The sequence below is a fragment of the Marinobacterium weihaiense genome (genome assembly GCF_019061305.1).
GTDB lineage: Bacteria > Pseudomonadota > Gammaproteobacteria > Pseudomonadales > Balneatricaceae > Marinobacterium > Marinobacterium weihaiense.
Map to the genome: position 1 here is coordinate 23361 of NZ_JAHQZT010000009.1, position 13154 is coordinate 36514.

Here is a 13154-nt window from a genome sequence, read left to right on the forward strand (position 1 = left end):
ACCAATCTGGTTAATTGGTCTTACCAATATCGGTGATTGTATGAAACCTGAGTTCCGCGCTTTCCACGAACAGCTGCAACGCTTCATCCCCTCCGAACGGCTGATAACCGACCCGCTGCGTACCTTGGCCTATGGCACCGACGCCAGCTTCTATCGTCTGATTCCACAGATCGTGGTGCGTATCGAAAGCGAAGACGAAGTCTCGCACTTGATCGGCCTGGCGCACGAGCACGCCATTTCGCTGACCTTCCGCGCCAGCGGCACCAGCCTGTCGGGACAGGCGATTACCGACTCGGTGCTGGTCCAGCTGGGCGACGGCTGGACCGACTATCACATCGGCGATAACGCCCATACCATCCGGTTGCAGCCGGGCATCATCGGCGCCCAGGCCAACCGCTATCTGGCCCCCTTCCAGCGCAAGATCGGCCCGGATCCGGCCTCCATCAATGCGGCTCGCATCGGCGGCATCGCCGCCAACAATGCCAGCGGCATGTGCTGCGGTACCGCTCAGAACAGTTACCGCACCCTGCACAGCATGCGCATGGTACTGCCGAACGGGGCCGTACTGGACACCGGCGATGCAAACTCGGTGGCACGCTTTCGCGAGCAGCACCCGGCTCTGCTCGATAGCCTTGCCGCCCTGGCCGAGCTGACGCGTGCCAACCCGGAACTGAGACAGCGCATCGAGCACAAGTACCGTCTCAAAAACACCACCGGCTACGCACTCAATGCCCTGATCGATTTCACCGACCCGATCGATATTCTTCAACACCTGATGATCGGCTCCGAAGGCACTCTCGGTTTCATCGCCTCCATTACCTACAACACCGTGCCCGACCACCCGCACAAGGCGTCGGCACTGATCTTTTTCGACAGCGTTCGCACCACCTGCGAAGCCGTGGCCAGGTTGAAGCCCACCCCGGTGGATGCCGTCGAACTGATGGATCGTGCCGGCCTGCGCTCCGTGGAAGACAAACCGGGCATGCCCGGCTTCATTCGCGAACTGCCGAACGATGCCGCCGCGCTGCTGGTAGAAACCCGTGCTGTCAGCGCGGAGGCTCTGCAGAACCAGATCGACGCCATCGAAGCGGTACTGGCACCACTGGATATCAGCCACCCCTACGCCTTCAGCACCGACCCGGAGGCGTGCGCCCGCTACTGGGCCATTCGCAAGGGACTGTTCCCGGCGGTCGGTGCAGTTCGTGACACGGGTACCACGGTGATCATTGAAGATGTCGCCTTCCCGGTGGAACGCCTCGCCGACGCCGTGACTGACCTGCACCGCCTGTTCGCGCGCTGGGATTACCCCGAAGCACTGATTTTTGGCCATGCTCTGGAGGGCAATCTGCACTTTGTCTTTACTCAGTCCTTTGAAAGTGACGACGCTCTGCGACGATATGAAGGCCTGATGGACGACGTGGCAGAACTGGTGGTCAACCGGTATGACGGTTCCCTCAAGGCCGAACACGGTACCGGGCGCAACATGGCCCCCTACGTCGAGCTGGAATGGGGGCCGGAAGGCTACCGCCTGATGCAACAGATCAAGCAACTACTGGATCCGGCCGGCATCCTCAACCCCGGCGTCATTCTCAACGACGATCCACAGGTCCACCTGAAAAATCTCAAACCCATGCCGGCCGCACACCCGCTGGTCGACAAATGCATTGAATGCGGCTTTTGCGAGCCGGTTTGCCCCTCCCGCGACCTGACCCTCACGCCACGCCAGCGCATTGTGGCCTGGCGCGAGATCAGCGCTCTGGAGCGCAGCGGCCAGGACCCGGACCGTCTGCAGCAGCTGCAACGTGATTACGCTTATCAGGGCGACGCCACCTGTGCCGCTTGCGGGCTCTGCTCCACCAACTGCCCGGTCGGCATCAACACCGGCGACCTGACCCGTCAGATACGCCACGATCGCAATATCTCGCGCACTCCGATGGCCAACTGGCTGGCCGAGCACTATGGCGGTGTCATGCACACCAGCCGCCTGTTGCTGGGCGCCGCCGACCGTACTCATCAGCTGCTGGGCACCGCACGCATGCGCCGCCTGACCGGGGGGGTTCGCACGCTCAGCGGCAACCGTGTGCAGCAGTGGACCCCGGCTATGCCCACGGCATCGCCCCGGGTTAAGATCGACGCGACTCCCGCGCCGACACCGGCCGGTCAGGTCGTGTATCTGCCCAGCTGCGCCAGCCGCACCATGGGCCCCATGCGCGGCAGCGTTGAAACCGCTTCACTGGCGGACACAACGGTGCAATTGCTGCACAAGGCAGGCTTTGAGGTCATCCTGCCCCTCCGGCTGGAAAGCCTGTGCTGCGGCATGCCCTTCCAGTCCAAGGGCATGTTCGAGGCCGCCGACCTCAAGCGTCAGGAACTCATGAAACAGCTGCTGGACGCCAGCGATGGCGGGCGGATTCCGATCTATTCCGACACCAGCCCCTGCAGCCTGCGCCTGCAGGAAGGGCTGCCGGCCTCGCTGCAGGTTTTCGACAGTATCGATTTTCTGGACCGTTTCGTCCTGACACGGCTCGACATTACCCCTGTCGAAGAGCCAATCGCACTGCATGTCACCTGCAGCAGCCAGCGCCAGGGGCTCGACACCGCACTCAAGCGCATCGCGTCGGCCTGCAGCCGGGATGTGGTGGTCCCGGAGCAGATCACCTGCTGCGGTTTCGCCGGCGACAAGGGCTTTTCGACGCCGGAACTCAATGCCAATGCACTGCGCTCCCTGAAGGCTCAGGTGCGTCACTGCAACGGCGGTTATTCCACCAGCCGCACCTGTGAAATCGGTCTGAGCCACCACAGCGGGATCGAGTATCGCTCGCTGGTATACCTGCTCAACCGCTGTTCACGTCCCAAGCCAGAAGAGGAGATTGCTCATGTCACTCCCTGAGATCAACACCATCCTGTATACCACGCCGCTGGACCAGTATTCGCGGCCGGTGTTTCGCCACGCCGTTCAGCTTGCCCGCATGACAGGCGCGCGCATTCACATGTTGCATGTCATCGAGCCCATTGGCGAAATGGGGCACGCTCTGATCAGCAACTATCTGCCGGAAGACCTGATCAGGCGCATGCACGATGAAGGCATCGACAAGGTTCTGGTGCAGATGCGCGAGCGCGTGCGGCAGTTCATCATCGATGAATGTGCGGCGCTGGCAGAAGACGACCTTCCGGTGATAGAGCCCAGGGTTGCGGAAGGTCCTCATGCCGATACCATTCTGGAACAGGCTGAAAAACTGGGGGCAGATGTTATCATCATGGGCGCCGAAAACCGGTTCGGCCACCACAGCAACACGGCAAACCAGGTCATACGCGCGGCCTGGATTCCCGTGTATGTGGTCCCCACCGGAAAACAATATCTCTGACCGGGCAGCCAGGCTGGCTCGTTCGGGCCAGCCCAAGGACTTTTCATGGACAGTACGCTTGCCCTGCTGGAGCGCATTTTTCTTACCGTTTTCCCCCTTGTCGCCATTGTCGGCACCGGCTTCTTCTACGCCCGGGCACGGCATACCGACATGTCGATTGCCAACCGCATCAACATCGATGTCTTCTGCCCGGCACTCATTTTCTCGGTGATGTCCGCCAAATCCTTTGATCTGCCGGCTTACTCCAGCCTGGCCATTGGAGCGCTTATCGTCGTGCTCGGCTCGGGCCTGCTGATCTGGCCGTTGTGTCGACTGCTGGGCGTCCAGCTGAAAACCTTCCTGCCGCCGATGATGTTCAACAACAGCGGCAACCTGGGCATCCCGCTGCTGGTGCTGGCTTTCGGCGAACAGGCACTGCCGGCCGCAGTGGTGCTGTTTCTAGTCGAGAACCTGCTGCATTTCACCGTCGGCATTTATATGCTCGACCACCGTACCAACCCGTTCAACGTGCTGCGCATGCCAATGATCATCGCTACCATTGCCGGCCTGATGTTCAGCACCCTGGACTGGACACTGCCCGATGCGGTACAAGTCCCCATTGACATGCTCGGTCAGATTGCCATCCCGCTGATGCTGTTCGCACTGGGCGTACGCATGACCAGTGTGGACTTCAGCAACTGGAAGATCGGACTCTGGGGCACGCTGCTGGCACCATTGAGCGGCATTCTCGTCGCCCTGTCATTGCAGCCCCTGCTGCAACTGGAACCGCTGCAGTTCAGCTATCTGCTGATTTTTGGCGCCCTGCCTCCGGCCGTGCTCAACTACATGATGGCCGAACGCTATCAGCAGGAGCCGCAACAGGTGGCATCCATTGTCCTGCTGGGCAATATCGGCAGCCTGGTGGTGATTCCACTGGTACTGGTGTTTGCACTACGGGCGGGATGACAAAAAAACGGGCAGCCGAGCGGCTGCCCGAAAGGTTACTGCGCTGGAGTGGGTGCAGGCGTCAGCAGAATGAATTCGCGATTCTTTTCCAGTGTGGCAGGACCGATGCCGCGCACATCCGTCAACTGCTCGGCAGCCACGAAGGGACCGTTCGTTTCACGGTAATCCACGATGGCCTGAGCCTTGGCCGGGCCAATGCCGTTCAACGAAGCCGCGATCTGTTCCGCAGTCGCCGTATTGATATCAACCGGCTCGGCCGCCAGCGAGAAAGGGGAAAACAGCAGGGAGGTGGACAGCAGAACGCTGCCAAGCAGACGCTTGATCATGATTGCTTCCTTTCGTTTGGAGTAAAGCCAGCCATCCTTGACCGGCTCTGTAAGCCTAGGGCAAAACGGTCTGCAAAACAGGCCCGCCTCGCCCTGAATTGATCTCGATCAGTTTCAGTGTCGTGAAAGTGCCTGTGCCACCTCGGCTTGTATGCGAGCGGCAACATCTGCCGGAGCCTCCGCCTGGGTAATCGGGCGTCCGATGACCAGGTAATCACTGCCGGTGGTAATAGCCTGCGCCGGGGTCATGATGCGGCGCTGATCACCCTGCTCGGCATCCGCCGGACGAATCCCCGGTGTTACCAGCGCAAACGGCTGCTCAATGGCCGCTCGAATCGCCGACACTTCCTGTGCCGAACAGACAACCCCGTCCAGCCCGGAGGCCTGCGTCAGCTTGGCCAGGCGTACCACCTGCTCCATCGGATCCACATCCAACCCCAGTTCGACCAGGTCCTCACGCTCCATGCTAGTCAGTACGGTGACACCGATCAGCAGCGTACGGTTGTCACGTACCTGCTCCAGCTGCTCGCGTGCGGCACTCATCATGCGGCGTCCGCCGGACGCATGCACGTTCACCATCCAGACGCCCATTTCGGCCGCCGCACGCACGGCACGGGCCGTGGTGTTGGGAATGTCATGAAACTTGAGATCCAAAAAGACATCGAATCCCAGGGCATGCAGCGCCTCCACGACAGACGGGCCACAGCGGGTAAACAGTTCCTTGCCGACCTTGACGCGGCAGACGGACGGGTCCAGTTGGCGTGCCATCTGCAAGGCCTGCACCTGATCCGGATAATCCAGGGCAACAATGATTCGGTTGGTATCGATGGTCATATCGGGTTCTCTTACTCGCCTTCCAGCCCTTGTATCGGGCCAGTCGTGCCCCACTGCTTGCAGGACGGACACTGCCAATGCAGTACCCGACCGGCAAAGCCACAGTGGCTGCACTGATAAATGGGTTTACTCTGTTCAAGCTGCCCGGTCAGCCCCCTGAGCACACTCAGGCTCTGTTTGGCGCTGCGGGAGCCATAGTCTATATGCATGTCGATCAAGCGGTTGAACCCTTTGATCGAGGGACGCTTTTTCAACTCTTCCGTGAGAAAGGTGCCGGCGGCATAGACATCCTTGCGCTGCCAGATGCGGTCGGCCAGTGCCATGATAACGCTGGCCGATGGCGCGCGAGACAACCAGTGCCGCAGCTGTTGTTCAAGTTCGTCGTTAGAACCGAGGGCATGGTGGCACTCCACCATGGGGACAACGGCTTCGGAAACAAACCGTGCATTCTGTAGCACCACCTGCTGCAATGACTTGATGGCCGGGCGCCAGCGTGCCTGCGCCATCAGCAGGCGTGCCCACAACAGGCTGGCGCGGCAGCAGCTGGCGTCATGAGACAGCGCCTGGCGCAGGCTGTGTTCGGCCGCCGCCACATTTCCATCACACCGGTACCGTTCAGCTAGCTCGCAACAATAGTGCGCCAGCTCGCGTTCGATCTCGGTCCGTTCCGTCACCGGTAATTCGAGCGCCGTATCCAGTGCCGCCTGCCACTCTTTTTCTTTCTCGTAGAGCTTTACCAACAACTTGACGGCGCGATGACGCACCGCACTTTCCGGTGCCTGACGAATGATATCATGTAGCAGGTTTTCGGCCCGATCCAGCAGACCCAGCGCCTCATAGTCGCGCGCCAGCGCCATCTGAATGCGCAAGGAATCGTCACGCGACAGATCCGGCCGAGCCAGCAGCGTCTGATGGATGCCGACTGCCCGATCAACCTCCCCCTTGCGGCGAAACAACTTTGCCAGAGCAAGATGGGCAGGAATGGTATCAGAATTGACTTCCAGCGCGCGAATGAAGCTTTCGATCGCTTCATCCGTATTATCATTGATCAGATGATCAAGCCCGATGAAATAGTCTCGACCAGGCTCCTGCCGTCCCGGCTCGCCACCGGAGTGTTGGGACGCCTGAAAGCGTCCCAGCCACCAGCCGATGCCCACGGCCAGAAACAGCGGGACGATCATCAAGACATCGGATGACATGCCAAAATCAGTCTTTCAGACCTGCCGTGCGCAATTGATCCAGTTCCTTGCGCAGCAGCTGCTCTTTGCGACGCCCTGAACGCAGCCGCGTTTTCAGCGCCAGCAGCGCAAAACTGCTCAGCACAAGCCCGCAGGCCGCTCCCAGGACAAAGACCGCAATCAGCCACAAGGACAGGCTAGCTTCAGGCAGGGTAAAGAACACCAGGTCGATGCTGACAGGCTGGGTGTTGTGGATGGTAAACAGAATGCCAATGCCGACAACGATCAGTGCCAGCAAGGTAAAAACAAGTTTTTTCAGCCAGTTCACGCGTTATTCCTCTGCAGTTGACCGGCACTATTATGACAGCGAATTCAGTAACCGGCTTTTAGCCCTTCGTTCACCTGGTCGCGCAGCTCCTTGCCCGGTTTGAAGTGGGGGACGTACTTGGCTGCCAGGGGAACCGCTTCTCCCGTTTTAGGGTTCCGCCCCATACGTGGGGCACGATAGTGTAACGAGAAGCTTCCGAAACCGCGAATTTCGATACGATCGCCCGTCGACAGGGCATCGGTCATATGGTCCAACATGGTCTTGACCGCCAGCTCCACGTCCTTCACCGATAGTTCGGGATGGGCATCAATCAAACGCTCGATCAACTCTGATTTGGTCATAACGCCTCCGGTTCAGACCGAAGGCCTCGCCATGCGAGGCCCCAGACTAGAGCGATGGTGGGTGAATCAGGAATCCTGCTTTTTCATTTGCTGCTTGATCAGATCACCAATAGTCGTCGGTCCCTGTTCCGGTTCAGCCTGGGCCTGCACAGTCTTCATTGCCTGCTTGGCCTGAGCCCGCTCCATCTGGCGCACGGACAGGTTGAGCACACGGTTGCGACGATCGATGCTCAATACGGCCGCTTCGACTTCCTGCCCCGTCTTGAGTTCGGTGGTCAGATCGTCCACATGCTCTTCCGACAGCTCAGACACCTTCAGCACCGCTTCCACGCCCTCGGCCACGGCAATGACCGCTTGGCGCGGCGTGACGGACTCAACCTGACCTTTCACCAGCGTGCCTTTGGGATGCCCGTCGGCAAACTGGCCGAAGGGGTCCGAGTTGAGCTGCTTGATGCCCAGCGCGATACGCTCACGTTCGGGGTCAACCGACAGGACCAGCGCTTCAACTTCATCACCCTTGTTGTAGGTCTTCATCGCCTCTTCACCTGTCTGGTCCCACGACAGGTCGGACAGGTGCACCAGGCCATCGATGCCGCCATCCAGCCCGATGAACACGCCGAAGTCGGTGATCGAGCGCACCCGCCCCTTGATCACGTCACCCTTGGCATACTGGCCGGCAAACTGCTCCCAGGGATTGGCCTGGCACTGCTTCATGCCCAGCGAGATGCGGCGACGCTGCTGATCGATGTCCAGAATCATGACCTCGACCTCATCCCCCAGCTGCACCACCTTGGAGGGATGAATGTTCTTGTTGGTCCAGTCCATTTCGGAAACATGCACCAGACCTTCGATACCCGGGGCGATTTCGGCAAAGCAGCCGTAGTCGGTCAGGTTGGTCACTTTCGCCGTGACCCGACTGCCCACCTTGTATTCGTCGACCAACTTGTTCCAGGGATCTTCCTGCAGCTGCTTGAGCCCCAGGGAAACACGCTTGCGCTCGGCGTCGTAGCGCAGCACCTTGACGTCGATTTCATCACCCACGGTCAGCACCTCACTCGGATGCTTGACGCGTTTCCAGGCGATATCGGTGATGTGCAGCAGGCCATCAATGCCGCCCAGGTCGATGAAGGCACCGTAATCGGTCAGGTTCTTGACGATACCCTTGATTACCAGACCTTCTTCCATTTTCTCCAGCAGCTTTTCACGCTCCTGGCTATAGGCTTCTTCCAGCACGGCACGGCGAGATACCACCAGATTGTTGCTGCGGGCATCCAGCTTGACGATACGGAGCTCCAGCTCCTGGCCATCCAGATGGGAGGTATCACGCAGCGGCCGCACATCCACCAAAGAACCGGGCAGGAAGGCATTGAGACCGTTGACACTGACGGTCAGACCGCCACGCACCCGACCCACAATGTGGCCTTGCACGTTGCTGCCGGCCTCGAACGCCTGCTCGAGCACGCCCCAGGCCTCGATGCGCTTGGCACGCTCGCGGGACAAAACGGTTGAGCCGAAACCGTCTTCAAGTGTTTCCAGTGCAACACGCACCTCGTCGCCCACCTGAATATTGCATTCGCCCTTGTCGTCACGGAACTGCGCCAGCGGGATAACCCCCTCCGACTTGAGTCCTGCATTGACGATCACCAAGTCGTTCTCGATCGCCACCACGGTACCGGTCACGATCGATCCAGGTACCATGTCCAGCTCTTTCAAACTCTCTTCAAACAGCTCCGCAAAACTTTCGCTCATTACCGTTCCTTCCCAAGTTTGGCTACATCAACGCAGCCCTCTGTGCCTGGCTTCATCCAGTACGGCTTGGAGCACCGCTTCAATACTCATGCGAGTGGTGTCGAGCCTCACTGCGTCCGGCGCCGGTTTCAGCGGCGCGACCACGCGATTCATGTCACGCGCGTCACGTGCCTTGATATCGTTCAATATATCATCAAGGCTAGCACCGGGTTCCTTGCTAATCAACTGCTTATAACGGCGCTGTGCACGCTCTTCCGCACTGGCATCCAGATAGATCTTCAGTTCGGCCGACGGGAACACCACCGTGCCCATGTCACGGCCGTCCGCGACCAGCCCAGGTGCCCGGGCGAAGTCGCGCTGGCGGTTCAAGAGGGCGGCACGCACCGGGCCCAGTGCCGCGATAACAGACGCATCTTCACCGACTCGCTCGTTGCGAATGGCATGTGTCACCTCTTCACCTTCCAGCACGATCTGCATCTCCTGCCCCTCGTCGGCCGGCCGGAACTGCACGTCCAGATGCGCGGCCAGTACTTCCAGTGCTTCCACATCCTCCAGTGCAACGCCGTGATGACGGGCCGCCAGCGCTGTCAACCGATACAGGGCACCACTATCCAGCAGCTCCCATCCCAGCTCGCGCGCCAGCAATTGACAGATCGTACCCTTGCCCGATCCACTGGGGCCATCGACGGTGATGACCGGCACCTGTTTCTCACGGATGGACATCAGTCCTCCTCCTTATGCACATTCAGACCCACGCGCTGTGCCTGCTCGACAAAATCGGCATAGGCCGCCAGCAGCACACCGCCTCGGGTCACTTTTACGGTTTCGGCACCACAGAGACCGGCAGCCACCGCCGCCATGGTCATCCGCAGACTGCCCTGCGCTTCGAAGCAGCCACCCGCAAGCGAGCCGCCCTGAACGCTAATACTGTCGTCATCCTGCTCAATCTCGGCGCCCAGCGCCTGTAGCATGCCGACCGTGCGATGCACGGGATCATCTTCCTTGTGCAGCAAAGCCTTGAGCCCGGTAAAACGGCTCTTTCCGGCCGCCACGGCCGCCGCCACCAGCAACAGCGGCAGCTCATCCAGCGCCGCGGCCAGGTCCAATGCCGTCAGCACCACAGCCTGCAGCGGTTGCGCGGCTGTAATGACCAGGTCCGCAACCGGTTCACCCAGCTGCTCGCCACGGTGCTGCACCTCGATTCCGGCCCCCATGCGCTGCAGCACGGCCAATGCGCCGGCGCGGCTGGGGTTGATTCCCACCGCCAGCAGGCGATATTGGCCGCGCGTGCGGGCCGCCCCGGCCACCAGCATGAACAGCGTGGCCCAGGACATGTCACCGGGCACCGCGATCCGGGTCGCACTCAGACGGCCCTGAAGCGGCTGCAGACACACCTGCCCTTCGCCCACAACCAGTCGGGCCCCCATCGCCGCCAGCATGCGCTCGGTATGATCCCGTGTCGCCACCGGCTCGTGAATGCGGGTTTCGCCTTGAGCCCAGAGCCCTGCCAGCAGCAGACAGGATTTGACCTGGGCACTGGCCACCGGCAGGGTGTAGTCGATGCCGACCAATGTCTGGCCACCACGAATGCGCAGGGGCGCACCACCCTGCGGCCCGGTTTCGATGCGTGCCCCCATGCGGCGCAACGGCTCGACCACACGGGTCATGTCACGCTGACACAGGGCTTCGTCACCGAACAACTCGGTATCAAACGGCTGTGCCGCCAGCACGCCTGCCAGCAGTCGCATTGCCGTGGCCGAGTGCCCCAGATACAGGGGACCAGGTGGCGGCTTGAGGCCCTGCAAGCCCACGCCGAATACCCGTACCTGGCCCTGATGCGGCCCTTCGATCACAACGCCCATGTCCCGCAGCGCCTGCAAAGTCGCCAGGCTGTCCTCGTTTTCTAGGAACCCGGTAATGTCGGTAACGCCTTCGGCAATCGCCGCCAAGATAATGGCGCGGTGCGAAATCGACTTGTCACCGGGCACGCGTACCTCGCCGCTCAACTCGCCACCGGACTGGGCTCGCAAGTGTACGGCCCGTGTATGATCATTCGATGAATAAGACGACTTGTTGAGCAGGCGCGTAAAGTGGTCGCGGGCCGCCTTGGCGCGGGTAAAAATGCCCAGCATGCCCTCACTGTCGCCCTGCTCGATGGCTTGGCGCAGGCGCGCCACGCCCGTGGTGTAGCGATCGATCTGGGCCAGAATGGCGCTGCGATTGGCGATACAGATATCGTGCCACATGGTCGGGTCACTGGCGGCAATGCGGGTAAAGTCGCGAAAGCCGCCGGCGGCATAGCGGAAGATATCCAGATTTTCCTCTTCCCGTGCCAGCGTATCGACCAGCGAGAATGCCAGCAGATGTGGCAGGTGACTGGTTGCGGCCAGTACCTCGTCGTGACGATCCACTTCCATCTGCAACACTTCCGCGCCCACCGCCTGCCACAACCGCGCCAGCTCAAGCGTGGCATTGGGGTCGGTATCCGCCAGAGGGGTCAGGATCACCTTGTGATGTTCGAACAGGTCGGCATCAGACGCACGCACACCGCTCTTTTCGGCACCGGCAATGGGATGTCCGGGGATGAAGGTGGGCGGCAGGTGGCCGAAAATGCGCCGCGCAGCCTGCACCAGGTTGCCCTTGGTACTGCCGACATCCGTCACCAGCGTCTGCAGTCTCAGGTGCGGCCGAATCTCTTCCAGCACCCTTTCCATCGCCTTAACCGGTACGGCCAGCACGATCAGGTCGGCCGCGGCCACTTCCTGCGGCAGGGCCTGCGCCACCCGGTCGATCACGCCGAGTTCGAGCCCGAGGCGGCATTCGTCGGCGTTGCGATCCGACCCGACCACCTCATCGACACAGGCACGCGTCTTCAGGGCTTTGGCGAGAGAGCCGCCGATCAGCCCCAAGCCGATGATCAGAACCCGGCGCAGCGGGTAATGTGAAGCCGATGAATAATTCAGCACGCGAGCACCTGCTTGAGTGCCCGCAGGAAGCGGTCATTCTCCTCCGGCAAACCAATGCTCACCCGCAGGTGATGCGGCATCCGGTAGCCGCCCAGCGGACGCACGATAACGCCTTCGCGTAGCAGCGCTGCAAATACCGGTTGCGCCTCTCGCGCCACATCCACGGTGATGAAGTTACCATGGGAGGGAATGAAGCCAAGCCCCTGCCGGATCAGCCCCTGCTCCAGCTGGTTCATGCCGGCACGGTTGACCTCGACGCTGCGTTGCAGGTAATCGGTATCGTCCAGCACGGCACAGGCAGCCGCCAGCGCGGGTTCAGAAACATTGAACGGCTGGCGTACCCGGTTGAGCAGGTCCGTGATGTCCGGACTCGCCGCAGCAAAGCCGACCCTGAGCCCGGCCAGGCCCCAGGCTTTGGAAAAGGTGCGTGTAACAACCAGGTTCGGGTAGTGCGGCAACAGTTCGAGACCGTCCGGTATGTCCTCCCCCTGCATGTACTCGGTATAGGCCTCATCCAGAACAACCACGATGTTGTCGGGCACCCCGTCCAGAAACGCGATCAACTGGTCGCGCGGCAGTGCGGTCCCGGTCGGGTTGTTGGGGTTGGCAATGAACACCAGGCGGGTACGCTCGCCAATGGCCTCGGCCATGGCCTGCAGGTTGTGGCCGTATTCATGCGCCGGGGCAATGACGGCACGTGCGCCGCAGGCCTGGGTCACGATCGGATACACGGCGAAGGCATATTCCGAGAATACGACCTCGTCACCCGGGTTGAGAAACACGCGCGCAATCAGCTCCAACACGTCATTGGAGCCGTTGCCCAACGTCAGCAGGTCGGCATCGAGTCCATAATGGTGGTGCAGGGCTCGCTTGAGTTCAAAGCCGTTGCTGTCGGGGTAACGCGTGGCTTCGGTCAGAGCGGCCCGTGCCGCGGCCAGTGCGCACGCGCTGGGGCCCAGGGGGTTTTCGTTGCTGGCCAGCTTGACGATATTGCTGATGCCCAGCTCACGTTCCAGCTCACTCACCGGCTTGCCGGCTTCATAGGGCATCAGCCCCTGCACGCCGAGTGTCGCCAGTGCCATAAAATCACATGACATGGGGTGACATCCTTCTGGTCGGTCG

General features: G+C 60.9%; 12 protein-coding genes. 3 read left to right on the forward strand and 9 right to left on the reverse strand.

Going from position 1 to position 13154, the window contains the following annotated elements:
- Positions 1-40 precede the first annotated feature (40 nt).
- The 3 genes from KTN04_RS08645 to KTN04_RS08655 are packed head-to-tail and all read left to right on the forward strand — an operon-like array spanning position 41 to position 4310.
- Positions 41-2890 (forward strand): FAD-binding and (Fe-S)-binding domain-containing protein, encoded by a 2850-nt coding sequence (locus tag KTN04_RS08645; protein ID WP_217334824.1) that lies wholly within the window; start codon positions 41-43, stop codon positions 2888-2890.
- A complete protein-coding gene (locus KTN04_RS08650) occupies positions 2877-3365 on the forward strand; it encodes a universal stress protein (RefSeq protein WP_217334825.1) in 489 nt (162 codons plus the stop codon). Before KTN04_RS08645 ends, KTN04_RS08650 begins: the two co-directional genes overlap by 14 nt.
- Positions 3366-3410: 45 nt before the next feature.
- A complete protein-coding gene (locus tag KTN04_RS08655) occupies positions 3411-4310 on the forward strand; it encodes an AEC family transporter (protein ID WP_217334826.1) in 900 nt (299 codons plus the stop codon).
- A gap of 35 nt (positions 4311-4345) precedes the next feature.
- On the opposite strand, the gene KTN04_RS08660 is transcribed toward KTN04_RS08655, so the two are convergent.
- From KTN04_RS08660 to hisC, 9 genes are all read right to left on the reverse strand, one after another.
- Positions 4346-4636 (reverse strand): ComEA family DNA-binding protein, encoded by a 291-nt coding sequence (locus tag KTN04_RS08660; RefSeq protein WP_217334827.1) that lies wholly within the window; start codon positions 4634-4636, stop codon positions 4346-4348.
- A gap of 114 nt (positions 4637-4750) precedes the next feature.
- Positions 4751-5470: an orotidine-5'-phosphate decarboxylase gene (gene pyrF / locus KTN04_RS08665; RefSeq protein WP_217334828.1), complete on the reverse strand. Its 720-nt coding sequence runs from the start codon at positions 5468-5470 to the stop codon at positions 4751-4753.
- An 11-nt stretch (positions 5471-5481) separates the two neighbouring features.
- A complete protein-coding gene (lapB, locus tag KTN04_RS08670; protein ID WP_217334829.1) occupies positions 5482-6669 on the reverse strand; it encodes a lipopolysaccharide assembly protein LapB in 1188 nt (395 codons plus the stop codon).
- 7 nt (positions 6670-6676) lie between these two features.
- The gene (locus tag KTN04_RS08675; RefSeq protein ID WP_217334830.1) at positions 6677-6976 is read right to left on the reverse strand and encodes a LapA family protein; all 300 of its coding nucleotides are present in this window, start codon (positions 6974-6976) and stop codon (positions 6677-6679) included.
- Between the two features lie 44 nt (positions 6977-7020).
- A complete protein-coding gene (ihfB, locus tag KTN04_RS08680; protein ID WP_217334831.1) occupies positions 7021-7317 on the reverse strand; it encodes an integration host factor subunit beta in 297 nt (98 codons plus the stop codon).
- Between the two features lie 66 nt (positions 7318-7383).
- Positions 7384-9066, reverse strand: coding sequence for a 30S ribosomal protein S1 (gene rpsA / locus KTN04_RS08685; protein ID WP_217334832.1), 1683 nt, complete (start codon positions 9064-9066; stop codon positions 7384-7386).
- Between the two features lie 27 nt (positions 9067-9093).
- Positions 9094-9789, reverse strand: coding sequence for a (d)CMP kinase (gene cmk / locus KTN04_RS08690; protein WP_217334833.1), 696 nt, complete (start codon positions 9787-9789; stop codon positions 9094-9096).
- Entirely contained in the window at positions 9789-12032 is a 2244-nt protein-coding gene (locus KTN04_RS08695; RefSeq protein WP_217334834.1) for a bifunctional prephenate dehydrogenase/3-phosphoshikimate 1-carboxyvinyltransferase, read from the reverse strand. Before KTN04_RS08695 ends, cmk begins: the two co-directional genes overlap by 1 nt.
- Positions 12026-13129: a histidinol-phosphate transaminase gene (hisC, locus tag KTN04_RS08700; RefSeq protein WP_217334835.1), complete on the reverse strand. Its 1104-nt coding sequence runs from the start codon at positions 13127-13129 to the stop codon at positions 12026-12028. The genes KTN04_RS08695 and hisC overlap by 7 nt, the downstream gene beginning before the upstream one ends.
- Positions 13130-13154 lie beyond the last annotated feature (25 nt).